Source organism: Streptomyces sp. NPDC043876, from assembly GCF_056435825.1.
This window is the reverse complement of record NZ_JBWKDV010000002.1, coordinates 589,386-605,471: the sequence shown is the minus strand read 5'-3', so window position 1 is coordinate 605,471 and position 16,086 is coordinate 589,386. Positions and strand designations below refer to the sequence as shown.

The window sequence follows — 16,086 nt, the reverse complement described above, 5'->3', positions numbered from 1 at the left end:
TGGCCTTCGTGAACCTCATCGACCGGCGCGCGCGGCCCGTTCGATGGCGGCCCGGTAGTGCACCACGGTGCCCTCGGCGGCTCTGGCCCAGGTGAACCGCTCCAGCACCCGTGCGCGCCCGGCGCTGCCCAGCCGGGCGCGCAGGGCGGGATCCTCCAGGAGCCGGCCCAGCGCGGCGGCCAGGGCCCCCGCGTCACCGGGCGGCACGGCCAGGCAGGTCTCGCCGTCGGCGCCGGTCACCTCGGGGATCGCCCCGCCGGTGGTGGCCACCAGCGGGGTGCCGGTGGCCATGGCCTCGGCCGCCGGGAGCGAGAAGCCTTCGTAGAGGGAGGGCACGCAGGCGACTTGGGCGCTGCGCACCAGGTCGACCAGCTCGGCGTCGGTGATGCCCTTGACGAAGCGGACGGCGTCCTGGAGCCCGTACGTCTCGATCGCCCTGGCGACCGGCCCGCGCTCGGCGCGCTTGCCGACGACCACGAGGTGCGCCCCGGGCTGCTCCGTGCGCAGCTTGGCGAGCGCTTCCACGAGGTGCACCAGGCCCTTGAGCGGTACGTCGGCACTGGAGGTGGTGACGATCCGGCCCGGGACCTCCGCGACGGAGGGGTCCGGCGACCACACGTCGGTGTCCGCGCCGATGTGCACGACGTGGATCCGGTCGCCCCGGACGCCGAGGTGGTCGGCGATCTCCTGCTGCGAGGAACCGGAGACGGTCAGGACGGTGGGCAGCCTGCGGGCGACCCGGCCCTGCATGCGGGTGAAGCCGTACCAACGGCGCACCGAGAGGCGCTTCCTGCGGCCCTTGGCGGCGGCGAGGTCGAGCCCCCGGTCCACCGTGATCGGGTGGTGGACGGTGGTCACCAGGGGGGCGCCGAGGTCGGCCAGGAGGCCGTAGCCGAGGGTCTGGTTGTCGTGGATGACGTCGAACTCGCCGCGCCGGGCCGCCAGGTGGCGGCGGGCGCGCAGCGAGAAGGTCAGCGGCTCGGGGAAGCCGCCGGTCCACATGGTCGCGACCTCCAGCGCGTCGATCCAGTCCCGGTACTCCCCGCGCTTGGGGGTGCGGAAGGGGTCGGGGTGGCGGTAGAGGTCGAGGCTGGGCAGTTCGGTGAGCGTGGCGCCGGTGTCGAGGACCGGGTAGGGCTGCGCGCCGATGACTTCGACGGAGTGCCCCAGGCGGACCAGTTCCCGCGCGAGGTGGCGGACGTAGACGCCCTGGCCACCGCAGAACGGGTTCCCCTTGTACGTGAGGAGTGCGATGCGCAACGGGCGGTCGCCGTCAGTGGCGGATCCCCTGAAAGGGCTCGTCACCATGGCCTCAGCGGTCACTCCCGGCCCCCTTCTCACTGCACTTTCGCCGGAGCGTAACCGCTCGGATAATGTAGAACAAGTTTCAGACTTGATCCGTTGAAGACCATTGAATCTACCGGCCGGAAACCACACCGTAAGAGCCGGAGCAGGTGATTCGCGCCACGGCTGCACTGCCTGCCATGCTGACCACGGAACAGCCTCGGAGCGGTGCGGATGCATATTTCGGAACGCCAGGGAACGGGACACATGACAGCGGAAGCCAAGGCCCTCGCCACGTCGGCGTCCCCGCCCCTGACGGAGCGGCAGGAGGCCCGCCGCCGCCGGATCCTGCACGCCAGCGCCCAGCTGGCCAGCCGGGGCGGGTTCGACGCGGTCCAGATGCGGGAGGTCGCCGAGGCGGCCGGTGTCGCGCTGGGCACGCTGTACCGGTACTTCCCCTCCAAGGTGCACCTCCTGGTCGCGACCATGCAGGACCAGCTCCAGCACATGCACACGACGCTGCGCAAGCGCCCTCCCGCCGCCGACACCCCGGCGGAAGCGGTCGCGGAAACCCTCATGCGCGCCTTCCGCGCCCTCCAGCGCGAACCGCACCTGGCCGACGCCATGGTCCGCGCCCTGACCTTCGCGGACCGCAGCGTGAGCCCCGAGGTGGACACGGTCTCCCGGCTGACCACGGCGATCATCCTGGACGCGATGGGCCTGGACGCCCCGCCCACGGCCGAACAGCTCTCGGCGGTCCGCGTCATCGAGCACACCTGGCACTCCGCCCTGATCACCTGGCTCTCGGGCCGCGCCTCGATCGCCCAGGTCAAGATCGACATAGAAACGGTCTGCCGCCTGATAGACCTCACGGCCCCACCGGGGTCGCCGACGTCGGCGGGCTGAGGATCGGCTGAAAGGCGCCGGGTGGGGGCTCCGCCGCGAGGGGGTAGGTTTCGAGCGTCGGGGTCGGGGTGGTTCCGGGGGCTGCCCGTCAGTTCCACTGTCTTCCCGTGCCGGGGCGTCCTGTCAAGAGCGCTCCTTCGTCGCGTCGCTTCGCGATGGCCTACGGCCACTCTTGACATGCCACCCCGTCCCGGAAAGCCAAGAACTGTCGGGCCGCCCCCGGGGGGAGGCAGGGGGGAGGGTCCCCGTTGCCTGAGGCCCGGCGCCCGGCCGAAGGCCGATTGGGGCCGATACGCCGCCCTTTGGGCGGAAAGAGCGCCCCTAATCGCTACGCGCTTCGCCGAGAGAAGCGTCAGCGGGCTGCGTGGGGCTGAGACTTCGGTCAGATGGGTGTTGGTCCGGGTCTGATGCCCGGCCGCCCCAGAAGTGGAGATAAAACCGCCACAAAAGGGACTTCTTGAGCGGCTGTTGAGTCTCGACGGCTCCTTGACCCTAGTGAACTCTCGTCAGGCCGAGCTTTGAGCCCCGCCGCACCCCTCACCAGCCCAAAACAACCCGCAGACGCCTCTCTCGGAGAAGCGCGTAGCGATTGACTGCGTTCTTGCCGCCCGCAGGGCGGGGCATCGGGCCCACTCGGCCTGCGGCCGGGCGCCGGGCCCCAGGCAAGGGGCAGCCTCCCCCATGCCTCCCCCCGGGGGCGGCCCGACAGTTCTTGGCTTTCCGGGACGGGGTGGCATGTCAAGAGTGGCCGCAGGCCATCGCGCAGCGACGCGACGAAGGAGCGCTCTTGACAGGACGCCCCGGCACGGGAAGACAGTGGAACTGACGGGCAGCCCCCGGAACCACCCCGACCCCGGACGCACGAAGCGAAACCCACGAGCGGCGCAGCCGCGACCCGACGCAGCCGGGCCCCCCACACCACACCACACCTCACTCCTCCGGCGGAAACACCACCTCCCCGCTCCCCGCCAAGGTGATCGTGATGGCCTCGACCGGGCAGCCCTCCGCTGCCGCCAGGACCGGTTCGCTGGCGTCCGTGTCCGGGGAGTTGGGGTGGGACTGGCGGGCCGTGTCCAGTGCGAACGAGGCCGGGGCGTGGTTCACGCACATGCCCGAACCGATGCACACGCCCCGGTCGACCTCGACGTGCCAGCGGTCACCCATCACTCACCACCCGACACACCGTCGGAGACACCCGCACCGGCACCCGCACCACTAGGCGGCTGGTACCCACCCGGCAGGCAGATCATCTTCGCCTCCAGGTACTCGCTCAGGCCCTCCGGGCCGAACTCGCGGCCCAGGCCGCTGTTCTTGTAGCCGCCGAAGGGGCCGAGCATGTCCAGGCTGAAGGTGTTCACGTTGAAGACGCCGGTCCGAATGCGTCGGCCGAAGTCGATGCCGTGCTCGACGTCGCCGGTCCACACGCTGCCGCTCAGCCCGAACTCCGAGTCGTTGGCGATCCGTACCGCGTCGGCCTCGTCGCCGTACGGGATCAGGCAGACGACCGGACCGAAGATCTCTTCCTGGGCGATCCGCATCGAGTTGTCGACGTCCCCGAAGAGCGTCGGCTCGACGTACCAGCCCCGGTCCATGCCCGCCGGGCGCCCGCCGCCGGTGAGGATCTTGGCGCCCTCCTCCTGACCCAGCTTGATGTAGTCCAGGGAGCGCTGCTGCTGCCGCTGGGCCACCAGCGGGCCGAGCTGGGTCGCCGGGTCCAGCGGGTCGCCGACCACCAGGGCTCCGGCCGCGGCAGCGAGCGCCTCGGCGATCTCGTCGTAGCGGGCGCGCGGGGCCAGTACGCGGGTCTGGGCCACGCACGCCTGCCCGTTGTTCATCCAGGCGGCCGGGACGATCCCGGCGATGGTGCTCTCCAGATCGGCGTCCGGCAGGATCACGGCGGCGGACTTGCCGCCGAGTTCCAGCGTGACCCGGGTGAGGTTGCGGGAGGCGACCTCCATGACGCGCCGGCCCGCCCCGACGGAACCGGTGAAGGACACCTTGTCGATGCCCGGGTGCCCGACCAGGTACTCGCTGACCTCGCGGTCGGCCGGCAGGATCGACAGCACGCCCTCCGGCAGCCCGGCCCCGCGGGCGATGTCGGCGAGGATGTACGAGTCGAGCGGGGCCTCCGGCGACGGCTTGAGGATGACGGTGCAGCCGCTCAGCAGCGCGGGCGCCAGCTTGGCGGCGGCCACGAACTGCGGGACGTTCCAGGGGATCACCGCCGCGACCACGCCCACCGGCTCGCGCCGGACCATGATCGGGCTGAGCGCTCCCTGCCGGTGCTCCTCGTACGGGAAGGCGCGGGCGACCGTGATGGCGGCGTCGTAGACCATCATCGGGCCGAGCGCCTGGGCGAGGACGCTCCAGGAGTACGGAGAGCCGTTCTGCGAGCTGATCGAGCGGGCGATCTCCTCGTGCCGCACGGCGATCGCGTCCTTGATCCGGGCCACGACCTCGATCCGCTCGTCCAGCGACATCCGGGGCCAGGGCCCTTCGTCGAAGGCCTTGCGGGCGACGGAGACGGCGCGGTCGACGTCGGCCCGGGAGGCGTGCGGGACGCGGCCGATGACCTGCTCGGTGTGGGGCGAGACGACGTCGATGGTGTCGCTGCCCAGCGGATCGGTCCACTCGCCGCCGATGAACAGCTTTCCGTGTTCCACGAGCTCGGTCATGGCTGATGCCTCCTGCGGTTCCGAACCGGATGCCAGAACTGATACCAGTTCTAGTTCCAGGAGTCCACGGCGCAGACAGAACGCCGTCCGAAGAGCCCGGAGCGAGCTACGACGTAGCCGACGACTGGTCAGGAAGCCCCGAAGATGGTCGACTTGGGCTACTACTGCAACAAGTTCTCGTTACCTGGGGGCCACCACATGTCAGCAGCCGCATCCGAGTCGCCCGGCGTCACCGATCACGGCGGCGGCGTGTGGGGGATCAAGGTCCCCATCCCCGACAACCCGCTCGGCCACACCCTCGTCCACGTCGTGGAGACCGGCCGCGGCCCCGTCCTCGTCGACACCGGCTGGGACGACCCGGACTCCTGGCACACGCTCGTCGCCGGGCTCGGCGCACTCGGCATCCCCGTCGCCGAGGTCCACGGCGTGGTCATCACCCACCACCACCCCGACCACCACGGCCTCTCCGGCCGGGTCCGGGAGGCCTCCGGCGCCTGGATCGCGATGCACGCCGCCGACACCGAGGTCGTCGTGCGCACCCGCGGCTCCGACCCCGCCGTCTGGCTCGACTACATGCGCGAGAAGCTCCTCGCCGCGGGCGCCCCCGAGGCGCACCTCGCCCCGCTGCGCGCCGCCCGCGAGAGCGGCCGCGCGCGCCCCCTGCCCGGGATGCACGCGGCGGTCCCGGACCGCGAGATCGTCCCCGGCGAGCTGCTGCCGCTGGCCGGGCGCAGGCTCCGGGCGATCTGGACCCCCGGCCACACGCCCGGCCACGTCTGCCTGCACCTGGAGGAGGAGCACCCCGCCCGCCTGCCCGGGAACGGCCGCCTCTTCTCCGGCGACCACCTGCTGCCCGGCATCTCCCCCCACATCGGGCTGTACGAGGCCCCCGAGGACCTGATGGCCACCGACCCCCTCGGCGACTACCTGGACTCCCTCGAACGCATCGGCCGCCTCGACCCCGCCGAGGTGCTCCCCGCCCATCAGCACGCCTTCACCGACGCCCCGGCCCGGGTGCGCGAGCTGCTCGCCCACCACGAGGAGCGCCTCGTGGGTTTGTGGGAGCTGCTCGCGCGGCCGCTGACCCCCTGGGAGCTGGCCGAGCGGATGGAGTGGAACCGCCCCTGGGCGCAGATCCCGTACGGCTCCCGCACCATCGCCGTGTCGGAAGCGGAGGCGCACCTGCGGCGGCTGGTGAAGCAGGGCCGCGCCGAGGCCGTCCCCGGCAGCGATCCGGTGACGTACCGGGCGCTGTGACCGCGAGCGGGGGCGGGGCAAGGGGTGGGGCAGGGCGGCCGGAGCGCGAGCGGAAGGCGCGCCTCCGCCGGAACCGGAGCCGGCCGGTAAGGGGCGCTACGGGCCGCCGCCCCCCGGTGCGCGGACGGCGGGCCGGTAGAGTGAGCAGGTCGTCAACACTTCCGTACGGGGGGAAGCCGGTGTGAATCCGGCGCTGACCCGCAACCGTGTCCCGCCTCCGGCAGCGCCGGGCGGGGAGCCGGATTGCCCCGTAGCGGAGGTGCGCGGCTCGCGCCGCCGGGTCCTCCGGTGGCCGGCACCGTCGAGGTAAACGGAGCCGGAGCCCGGTACTCCCCGTGCCCGTCTCCCGCTCCCCAGCAGGAGAGGCACCCGCCCCGCCATGAACGTCCGCCGTAGCGCCGCCGCGCTCGCCGCCACCGCCGTGCTCTGCGCCGGTGCCGCTCCCGCCGCCCTCGCCGCCCCGTCGCCCTCACCGGCTCCCGTGATCCCCTCCGGCCTGTTCGGCAAGGAGGACCCGACGTACGACGGCGTGTGGCGCCAGTCCTTCGCCCTGCTCGCCCAGCACGCGGTCGGCGTGTCCCCCGCGCCGCAGGCCGTCCAGTGGCTGGCCGGCCAGCAGTGCGCCGACGGCGCCTTCGCCGCCTTCCGCGCCGACTCCGGCGCGCCCTGCGACGCCAAGACCGTGCTCGACACCAACGCCACCGCCGTCGCGGTGCAGGCCCTCAAGGCGCTGGGCGGCCATGACGCGGCCGTCAAGAAGGGCGCCGACTGGCTGAAGTCCGTACAGAACGAGGACGGCGGCTGGTCCTACAACCCGGGCAGCCCGAGCGAGGGCAGTTCCACCGCCGTCGTGATCAGTGCGCTGGCCGTGGCCGGGGAGAAGCCGGCCGAGGTGAAGTCGAAGGCGGGCAAGTCGGCGTACGACGGCCTGCTCTCCTTCCAGCTGGGCTGCGCGGCCGAGCCCGCCGCCGACCGCGGCGCCTTCGGCTACCAGCCGCAGGCGGGCACCCTCCCCGCGAACGCCGACGCCTCGGCCGCGGCGGTCCTCGCCGCCCTCGGCACCGGCCCGGTCGTGACCCCGGCCGCCACGGACACCCCCGCCGCGGCCCTGGCGTGCCCGGCGGGAGCCGCGGACCCGGCGGCCGCCGCCCAGGGCGCGGCCGGTTACCTGGCCGAGGCCCTCAAGAAGGACGGTCACCTGACCGCGAAGACCCCGGGCGCCGAGACGGTCACCCCGGACGTCGGCAACACCGCCGACGCGGTGATCGCGCTGGCGGCCGCCGGGCACAAGCAGTCCGCCGCGGGCGCGCTGGAGTGGCTGAAGGGCAACACGGCCGCCTGGTCCAAGGGCAACCCGGCCGCCCTCGCCACGCTGGTCCTGACCGCGCGCGCGACGGGCACCGACCCGAAGTCCTTCGGCGGCGCCGACCTGGTGGCCGCGCTGAACGCGACCGGCCCGGTGGACGCGGCCGCGAACCCGAAGGGCTCCGCGTCGCCCGGCGCCGCGAAGTCCTCGGACTCGGCGGACTCCGACTCCTCGGACTCCTCGAACGGGAACGTCTGGTGGATCATCGGCGCGGGCGCCGCGGCCGGCGTCGGCATCGGCTTCCTGCTGAGCGGCCGCAAGAAGAAGCAGCAGCCGTGATCCGGGGCCGCACCGTACCGCCGGCCCGCCGGCTGACGCTGCCGGTGGGCCTCGTCCTGGCCCTCGGCATGGCGCTGACGCTGCTGGGCGGCGCGCCCGCGCTGGCGGCCGGTTACCGCTACTGGTCCTTCTGGGACGGTACGCGCGGCTCCTGGACGTACGCGACCCAGGGCGCCTCCCTGGTCCGGCCCGAGGACGGCTCGGTCCAGGGATTCCGCTTCGCGGTCAGCCAGGACGCTGCGGACCAGTCGGCGAAGCCGCGCGCGGCCGCCGACTTCGCGGCGGTCTGCTCGGACACCGCACCGGTCGGGGGCCGCAAGCGCGTCGCCGTGGTCGTCGACTTCGGCGTCCCGGCGGACGCCCCGTCCGGCGAGACCCCGCCGCAGGCCGCGCCCCGTACGGCGTGCGCCGTGGTGGCGCCGGACGCGACGGCCGCCGACGCGCTGGCGGCGGTGGCGAAGCCGCTGCGGTACAACAGTTCGGCGCTGCTGTGCGCGATCTCCGGTTACCCGAGGCAGGGCTGCGGCGACCAGGTCTCCGCGACCGGGACCGAGCCGTCGGATTCCGCTTCCGCTTCTGCCTCCGCGCCGGCCGCCGCCCCGGCCGCCGACGGCGGGGGCGGTCCCTCCGTGGGCCTCGTGGCGGGCGCCCTGGCCGTGCTCGTGCTGGCCGCGGCCGCCGTCTGGCAGTCCCGCCGCCGCGCCCGGTGACCCACCCCGCGCGGACGCCGTACGTCCGGGCCCGGCGGCGCGAGCGGTGGGCGGCTCCGGCGGCCGTGCGCCGCAACGCGCTGCACGCCGGCGCGTGGTGGCTCTGGGCGCTCGGGCTGGCCACGGCCGCGTCCCGGACCACCAATCCGCTGCTGCTGGGCCTGATCGTCGGCGTCGCCGGTTACGTCGTCGCGGCCCGCCGGACCGCCGCCCCCTGGGCCCGGTCCTATGGCGCCTTCATCAAGCTCGGGCTGGTCGTCATCGGCCTGCGGTTGGTCTTCTCCATGCTCCTGGGCTCGCCCGTGCCCGGCTCGCACACTCTCTTCACGCTGCCCGAGGTGCCGCTGCCGGCCTGGGCCCAGGGCATCCGCTTCGGCGGGAAGGTCACCGCCGAACAGCTGGTCTTCGCCTTCTACGACGGCGCCAAGCTCGCCGCCCTCCTCGTCTGCGTCGGCGCGGCGAACGCCCTGGCCAATCCGGCCCGGCTGCTGAAGTCGCTGCCCGCCGCGCTGTACGAGGTGGGCGTGGCCGTCGTCGTCGCCATGACCTTCGCGCCGAACATGGTCGCCGACGTGGTCCGGCTGCGGACCGCCCGCCGGCTGCGCGGGCGCCCCACCGGCGGGATCAGGGCGATCCTCCAGATCGGCCTGCCGGTCCTCGAAGGCGCCCTGGAACGCTCGGTGGCCGTGGCCGCCTCGATGGACGCGCGCGGCTACGGCCGTACCGCCGCGGTGCCGCCCGCCGTCCGGCACACCACCAACGCCCTCACCCTCGGCGGACTCCTCGGCGTCTGCGCCGGTACCTACGGACTCCTCGCCGCCCAAGGCGCCCGTTACGGGCTCCCGGTCCTCGCCATCGGCATCGCGCTGGCCCTGGCGGGCCTGCGCCTGGGCGGGCGGCGCAGCGTCCGCACCCGCTACCGGCCCGACCGGTGGGGGGCGCGCGCCTGGCTCGTGTCCGGGTCCGGTGCGGCCGTCGCCGCGCTGATGATCCGCGCCGCGTCCCTCGACCCCGGCGGGCTGACGCCGGGCGTGGTCCCGCTCGTCGCGCCCGGCCTGCCGCTGTGGCCCGCGGCGGCGGTGCTGATCGGTCTGCTCCCCGCCTTCGTGGCGCCCGTCCCCCCGAAGGAGGGGTAGTCGTGATCCGTTTCGAACAGGTCTCCGTCACCTACGACGGCCGCACCGAACCGTCGCTGCGGAACGTTGACTTCACCCTCCCCGAGGGCGAACTGACCCTCCTGGTAGGCCCGTCGGGCGTCGGCAAGTCCACGCTCCTGGGCGCGGTCTCCGGACTGGTCCCGCACTTCACCGGAGGCACCCTGAGCGGCCGGGTCACGGTCGCGGGGCGCGACACCCGTACCCACAAGCCGCGCGAACTGGCCGATGTCGTCGGCACGGTCGGCCAGGACCCGCTGGCGCACTTCGTCACCGACGTGGTCGAGGACGAGCTGGCCTACGGCATGGAGTCCCTTGGCCTCGCGCCCGCGGTGATGCGGCGCCGGGTGGAGGAGACGCTGGACCTCCTCGGCCTGAACGAACTGCGCGACCGGCCCATCGCCACGCTGTCCGGTGGCCAGCAGCAGCGCGTCGCCATCGGCTCGGTCCTCACCCCGCACCCCAGGGTCCTCGTCCTCGACGAGCCGACGTCCGCGCTGGACCCGGCGGCGGCGGAGGAGGTGCTGGCGGTGCTCCAGCGGCTGGTGCACGACCTGGGCACGACGGTCCTGATGGCGGAGCACCGCCTGGAGCGGGTGGTCCAGTACGCCGACCAGGTCCTCCTGCTCCCGTCCCCGGGCGCGGCCCCCGTCCTCGGCCCCCCGTCCGCCGTCATGGCCGTCTCCCCGGTCCACCCCCCGGTGGTCGCCCTGGGCCGCCTGGCCCACTGGTCCCCCCTCCCCCTCTCCATCCGCGACGCCCGCCGCCAATCCACCCCCCTCCGCACCCGCCTCTCCAACCCGGCGGCCTCCGGCGGGCCCTCAAACGCCGGGCAGGCTGATAACCAAGATCCAGCCCCGCCGGCGTTTAAGGCGCAGCCAACTCCAGCCCCGCCGGCGTTTGAGGCGCAGCCAACTCCAGCCTCGCCGGCGATTGAGGCGCCGCCGGAGGCACAGCAAGCCGCACCGGCCCACGCACCGCACCCAAACCCAGCCCCACCGGCAAGCGGCCCCCACCCAAATCCAGCCTCGCCGGCGTTTGAGGCGCCGCCGGAGGCACCGGAAGCCGCACCGGCGAACAAGGCGCGGGCCCGGGCGGCAGCCCGGAAGAGGGGCCGGGGGCTGCGCGGCCTGCTCCGCCGGACCACCGGAGCCGGGTCCGGGTCCGGGCCCCGGCCCGGCGAAGCCACCGCCCCCGGAACCCCTGCCCCCGCAACCGCCACCCACCTCACCCTCAGACGCCAGGGCCAAGACGTCCTCCACGACATCACCCTCACCCTCGCCCCCGGCGAAACGGTCGCCCTCATGGGCCGCAACGGCGCCGGCAAGTCCACCCTCCTGGCCACCCTCGTCGGCATGCTGGAACCCACCTCCGGCCACCTCCACGTAGGCGGCGTCCCCCCGCACCGCACCCCGCCCGCGGACATGGTCCGCCGCGTCGGCCTCGTCCCGCAGGACCCCCGGGACCTCCTGTACGCCGACACGGTGCGCGCCGAGTGCGAGGCGGCCGATGCCGACGCCGGGGCGCCCCCCGGCACCTGCCGCGCCCTCGTGTCGGCCCTGCTGCCGGACGTCCCCGACGACACGCACCCCCGCGACCTGTCCGAGGGCCAGCGCCTGGCCCTCGCCCTGTCCCTCGTGCTGACCGGCCGGCCCGCCCTGCTACTCCTGGACGAACCGACCCGCGGCCTGGACTACGCCGCGAAGGCCCGCCTGGTAGGCACCCTGCGGGACCTCGCCGCCCGCGGCCACGCGATCGTCCTGGCCACCCACGACGTGGAACTGGCCGCCGAGCTGGCCCACCGCGTCGTGATCCTGGCGGGCGGCGAGATCGTCGCGGACGGGCCGACGGCCGAGGTGGTCGTCTCCTCCCCCGCCTTCGCCCCGCAGGTCGCGAAGATCCTGGCCCCGGCCCGCTGGCTCACGGTCTCCCAGGTCGCCGCGGCCCTGGCCGCCCAGGAGACCCCGGGGGCCACGACGTGAGCGGCCGCCCCGTCCGCATCGGCCCCCGCGGCGCCGCCGCCCTGGTCCTCGTCACCCTCGTCGGCATCGCCGCCTTCGGCTGGCCGCTGCTCGCGGACCGCGGCTCCGGGCTGGCGCACTCCCAGGACGCCCCGTGGCTGTTCGCCGCGCTGCTCCCGCTGCTGGTCGCCGTCGTGGTGGCGACGATCGCCGACAGCGGCATGGACGCGAAGGCGGTGGCCATGCTCGGCGTGCTGGCCGCGGTGGGGGCCGCGCTCAGGCCCCTGGGCGCGGGGACGGCCGGCCTGGAGCCGATGTTCTTCCTGATGGTGCTGAGCGGCCGGGTCCTCGGGCCGGGCTTCGGCTTCGTCCTGGGCTCGGTGACCATGTTCGCGTCCGCGCTGCTCACGGGCGGGGTGGGGCCGTGGATGCCGTTCCAGATGCTGGCGCTGGGCTGGTTCTCGCTGGGCGCCGGGCTGCTTCCATGTCCGGAGCGGATCCGGGGGCGGGCGGAGCTGGTGATGCTGTCGGCGTACGGGTTCGCGGGGGCGTTCGCGTACGGCACGATCATGAACCTCCAAGGCTGGGTGATCCTTCAGGGCATGGGCCAGGGGGTCTCCTTCCACCCCGGCGACCCGGTGGGTGCGAACCTCGCGCGGTTCCTCGCGTACTGTCTGGCCACCTCGCTGGGCTGGGACCTGGGCCGGGCCGCGCTGACCGTCGTACTGACCATGACGCTGGGGGCCACCCTGCTGAAGGCACTGCGCCGGGCGACGAGGAAAGCTGCCTTCGACGCGCCCGTTTCCTTCGATCCCGGGGCCGAAAGTGCGCTGGGACACACACCTCAAAGGGATACGGGCGACCACAGAGCGTGAGATCCGGGCCCTGTAGCGGTGACCCGCCCCACAGGACCTCGGTCACATACGGCCCGGAATAGTAGCCCTCGCGCCATGCCCACCCACCCCCTCAAACCGCCTCCGACCTGCCCCGATCCCTCCCTTCCCGGATAGGGGCCGTGGACCCCCGGCTGCGATGGCGGCTAGTAAGAGCGGGCGTTGCCAGGCCCTCGGCGGCCTGGCTAACTGGTGATGTCGCCAAGGCGGCAGGGGTGCTTCACCCCCCGCCGACGAACCCCCCACCTCCGCGTGAGTGGCTCCCGCACGCTTCGGCGTGTGAGCGACCGTCCCCCGTTCCCTACGGAAGGTTTTCCGTGTCCAACGCCGTCATCCGCCGCATCGCCGCCTCCAAGAAGACCTTCGCCGGTTCCGTGCTCGCCCTGGGCGTGGCCGGTTCCATGCTCGCCGCGATTCCCGCTCAGGCGGCCCCGATGGACGCGAAGTCCATCGCGCAGCAGATGATCAAGGACCCGGCCCAGTACGCGGCGTTCGCCAAGATCGTCTCCCGCGAGAGCGGCTGGGACCACACGGCCACGAACTCCTCTTCCGGCGCGTACGGCCTGGTCCAGGCCCTGCCGGCCTCGAAGATGGCCTCGGCGGGCTCGGACTGGAAGACCAACCCGGCCACCCAGATCAAGTGGGGCCTGGACTACATGAACTCCCGCTACGGCAGCCCCGTGGGCGCGTGGAACTTCTGGTCCAGCCACCACTGGTACTAAGCCGGCACAGGCAGCGCAGCACCGCGCGCCGCCCCGGCGCGTGCGAAGGCCCCGACGGCCGACCTCCCCAGGTCCGGCCACCGGGGCCTTCTGTTTCCCATCCCACGGGGGCGCGAAGCCCACGGGGCTCAGAGGCGCTGGATGATCGTGCCGGTGGCGAGCGCGCCGCCCGCACACATCGTGATCAGCGCGAATTCCTTGTCGCGGCGCTCCAGCTCGTGCAGCGCGGTGGTGATCAGGCGGGCGCCGGTCGCTCCGACCGGGTGGCCGAGCGCGATCGCCCCGCCGTTGACGTTGACCTTCTCCATGTCCTGGCCGAAGACCCGCCCCCAGCTGAGCACCACCGAGGCGAAGGCCTCGTTGATCTCGACGAGGTCGATGTCCTTCAGCGACATCCCGGCCTTGCCGAGGACCGCCCGGGTCGCGTCGATCGGGCCGTCCAGGTGGTAGTGCGGGTCGGCGCCGACCAGGGTCTGGGCGACGATCCGGGCGCGCGGCTTGAGCTTGAGCGCGCGGGCCATCTTGCGCGAGGCCCACATCACGGCGCAGGCGCCGTCGGATATCTGCGAGGAGTTCCCCGCCGTGTGCACGGCGGTCGGCATGACCGGCTTGAGCCGGGCCAGCGCCTCCATGCTGGTGTCGCGCAGGCCCTCGTCCCGGTCGACCAGGCGCCACATGCCCTGCCCGGCGGCCTGTTCGTCCTCGGTGGTCGGCACCTGGACGGCGAAGGTCTCGCGCTTGAAGCGCTCCTCGGCCCAGGCGGCGCGGGCCCTTTCCTGGGAGAGGACGCCCAGGCGGTCGACGTCCTCGCGGGTGAGTCCGCGGTGGCGGGCGATCCGCTCGGCCGCCTCGAACTGGTTGGGGAGGTCGACGTTCCACTCGTCCGGGAAGGGCTTGCCCGGGCCGTGCTTGGAACCGGAGCCGAGCGGCACCCGGCTCATGGCCTCGACGCCGCAGGCGATGCCGATGTCCATGACCCCGCCGGAGATCATGTTGGCGACCATGTGGTTGGCCTGCTGCGAGCTGCCGCACTGGCAGTCCACGGTGGTCGCGGCGGTCTCGTACGGCAGGCCCATCGCGAGCCAGGCGTTGCGGGCGGGGTTCATCGACTGCTCACCGGCGTGGGTGACGGTGCCGCCGACGATCTGCTCGACGCAGTCGGGCTGGATCCCCGTACGGGCGAGCAGCTCGCGGTAGGTCTCACCCAGCAGGTAGGCGGGGTGGAGGTTGGCGAGCGCGCCTCCCCGCTTGCCGATGGGCGTGCGTACGGCTTCGACGATGACGGGTTCCGCGGCCATGAGCTCGTCCTCTCCTTCACAGCGGCGGCCGTCCCGGCGGCGCGCCTGAACTAGTACGCGTTCTAGTTCTCTGGCAGTTTTATGACCTGTGGGCCCCGCACGCAAGGGTCTTGCACACGCCTTGCACGGATTCCACACGCAACAGTTGCCGCGCCGACCCTTGTCACTTGTAGAACTCGTTACTACCTTCGAGCCAACTTCTGATGGGCCGTCAGACCTTGGAGTTGCCGAATGTCCTGCCCCGCGCTGCCCGACGGCTTCGACGCCACCGACCCCGATCTGCTCCAAGACCGCGTCCCGCTGCCGGAATTCGCCCAGCTCCGGCAGACCGCTCCGGTGTGGTGGTGCCCGCAGCCCCGGGGCATCACCGGCTTCGACGACGAGGGCTACTGGGTCGTCACCCGGCATGCGGACGTCAAGTACGTGTCCACGCACCCGGAGTTGTTCTCCTCCACCACCAACACCGCGATCATCCGCTTCAACGAGCACATCCAGCGCGAACAGATCGATGCCCAGCGCCTGATCATGCTGAACATGGATCCGCCGGAACACACCCGGGTCCGCCAGATCGTGCAGCGCGGCTTCACCCCGCGCGCGATCCGCGGCCTGGAGGCGGCCCTGCGCGCCCGGGCCTCGAAGATCGCCGAGGAAGCGGCCGCGGCGGCGGGCGCCTCGGCGGACGGGAGCTTCGACTTCGTCACCCAGGTCGCCTGCGAACTGCCGCTCCAGGCCATCGCCGAGCTGATCGGCGTACCGCAGGAGGACCGCGCGCGGATCTTCGACTGGTCGAACAAGATGATCGCCTACGACGACCCCGAGTACGCGATCACCGAGGAGGTCGGCTCCACGGCGGCGATGGAACTCATCGGCTACGCCATGAACCTCTCCGCCGCGCGCAAGGAGTGCCCGGCCAAGGACATCGTCACCCAGCTCGTCGCCGCCGAGGGCCAGGGCAACCTGGGCTCGGACGAGTTCGGCTTCTTCGTGCTGCTGCTCGCGGTGGCGGGCAACGAGACCACGCGCAACGCCATCAGCCACGGCATGCACGCCTTCCTCACCCACCCCGAGCAGTGGGAGCTGTACAAGGCGACCCGGCCCTCGACGGCGGCCGAGGAGATCGTGCGCTGGGCCACCCCGGTGGTGTCCTTCCAGCGCACCGCCACCCAGGACACCGAACTGGGCGGCCAGAAGATCTCGGCGGGCGACCGGGTGGGGCTGTTCTACTCCTCCGCCAACCACGACCCCGAGGTCTTCGAGAACCCGGACGCCTTCGACATCACCCGCGACCCGAACCCGCACCTCGGCTTCGGCGGCGGCGGCCCGCACTTCTGCCTGGGCAAGTCCCTGGCCATCATGGAGATCGACCTGATCTTCAACGCCCTGGCCGACACCCTCCCGGACCTCCGCCTGGCCGGCCCCCACCCCCGCCGCCTACGAGCCGCCTGGCTCAACGGCATCAAGGAACTCCGCGTAACCCACCCCTGACCCCACCCCCGGGCAGGGACCCCAAACCCCTGCCCGGGGGGCACATCTAGCCCGCCCGGCGCTTGAGGGCAATCCCACCCCGCCACATCCAGCCCG

At 73.0% G+C, this 16,086-nt stretch carries 13 protein-coding genes; 9 read left to right on the top strand and 4 right to left on the bottom strand.

Features of this window, described 5'->3' with window-relative positions:
* Positions 1-15 precede the first annotated feature (15 nt).
* A complete protein-coding gene (locus tag AC0693_RS07845) occupies positions 16-1,323 on the bottom strand; it encodes a glycosyltransferase family 4 protein (protein WP_469318772.1) in 1,308 nt (435 codons plus the stop codon).
* Positions 1,324-1,551: 228 nt separating this feature from the next.
* Here AC0693_RS07845 and AC0693_RS07840 point away from each other — a divergent pair, with 228 nt between their 5' ends.
* Positions 1,552-2,190: a TetR family transcriptional regulator gene (locus tag AC0693_RS07840; protein ID WP_478801233.1), complete on the top strand. Its 639-nt coding sequence runs from the start codon at positions 1,552-1,554 to the stop codon at positions 2,188-2,190.
* 930 nt (positions 2,191-3,120) lie between these two features.
* Here AC0693_RS07840 and AC0693_RS07835 read toward each other — a convergent pair.
* Positions 3,121-3,354, bottom strand: a complete 234-nt coding sequence (locus AC0693_RS07835) for a ferredoxin (RefSeq protein ID WP_356416186.1) — start codon at positions 3,352-3,354, stop codon at positions 3,121-3,123.
* A complete protein-coding gene (locus AC0693_RS07830) occupies positions 3,354-4,865 on the bottom strand; it encodes an aldehyde dehydrogenase (protein ID WP_478801232.1) in 1,512 nt (503 codons plus the stop codon). The genes AC0693_RS07835 and AC0693_RS07830 overlap by 1 nt, the downstream gene beginning before the upstream one ends.
* 198 nt (positions 4,866-5,063) lie before the next feature.
* Between AC0693_RS07830 and AC0693_RS07825 the strand changes: the two genes are divergently transcribed.
* The 7 genes from AC0693_RS07825 to AC0693_RS07795 all read left to right on the top strand — a co-directional run bounded on the left by AC0693_RS07825 (position 5,064) and on the right by AC0693_RS07795 (position 13,207).
* A complete protein-coding gene (locus tag AC0693_RS07825) occupies positions 5,064-6,122 on the top strand; it encodes an MBL fold metallo-hydrolase (RefSeq protein ID WP_478801231.1) in 1,059 nt (352 codons plus the stop codon).
* A gap of 379 nt (positions 6,123-6,501) precedes the next feature.
* On the top strand, positions 6,502-7,767 hold the full coding sequence (locus AC0693_RS07820) for a prenyltransferase/squalene oxidase repeat-containing protein (RefSeq protein ID WP_478801230.1): 1,266 nt from the start codon (positions 6,502-6,504) through the stop codon (positions 7,765-7,767).
* Entirely contained in the window at positions 7,764-8,477 is a 714-nt protein-coding gene (locus AC0693_RS07815) for an SCO2322 family protein (RefSeq protein ID WP_478801229.1), read from the top strand. Before AC0693_RS07820 ends, AC0693_RS07815 begins: the two co-directional genes overlap by 4 nt.
* Entirely contained in the window at positions 8,474-9,613 is a 1,140-nt protein-coding gene (locus tag AC0693_RS07810) for an energy-coupling factor transporter transmembrane component T (protein ID WP_469318776.1), read from the top strand. The genes AC0693_RS07815 and AC0693_RS07810 overlap by 4 nt, the downstream gene beginning before the upstream one ends.
* Positions 9,614-9,615: 2 nt before the next feature.
* Positions 9,616-11,613: an ABC transporter ATP-binding protein gene (locus AC0693_RS07805; protein WP_478801228.1), complete on the top strand. Its 1,998-nt coding sequence runs from the start codon at positions 9,616-9,618 to the stop codon at positions 11,611-11,613.
* Positions 11,610-12,467 (top strand): ECF transporter S component, encoded by an 858-nt coding sequence (locus AC0693_RS07800; protein ID WP_478801227.1) that lies wholly within the window; start codon positions 11,610-11,612, stop codon positions 12,465-12,467. Before AC0693_RS07805 ends, AC0693_RS07800 begins: the two co-directional genes overlap by 4 nt.
* Positions 12,468-12,802: 335 nt before the next feature.
* Entirely contained in the window at positions 12,803-13,207 is a 405-nt protein-coding gene (locus AC0693_RS07795) for an aggregation-promoting factor C-terminal-like domain-containing protein (protein ID WP_478801226.1), read from the top strand.
* A gap of 128 nt (positions 13,208-13,335) precedes the next feature.
* Here AC0693_RS07795 and AC0693_RS07790 read toward each other — a convergent pair whose 3' ends face one another.
* Positions 13,336-14,505 carry a steroid 3-ketoacyl-CoA thiolase gene (locus tag AC0693_RS07790; protein ID WP_356416165.1) on the bottom strand — a complete coding sequence of 390 codons (1,170 nt, stop codon included), beginning with the start codon at positions 14,503-14,505 and terminating at the stop codon, positions 13,336-13,338.
* Between the two features lie 231 nt (positions 14,506-14,736).
* Here AC0693_RS07790 and AC0693_RS07785 point away from each other — a divergent pair, with 231 nt between their 5' ends.
* Positions 14,737-15,990 (top strand): cytochrome P450, encoded by a 1,254-nt coding sequence (locus tag AC0693_RS07785; RefSeq protein ID WP_468471614.1) that lies wholly within the window; start codon positions 14,737-14,739, stop codon positions 15,988-15,990.
* Positions 15,991-16,086: the final 96 nt, after the last annotated feature.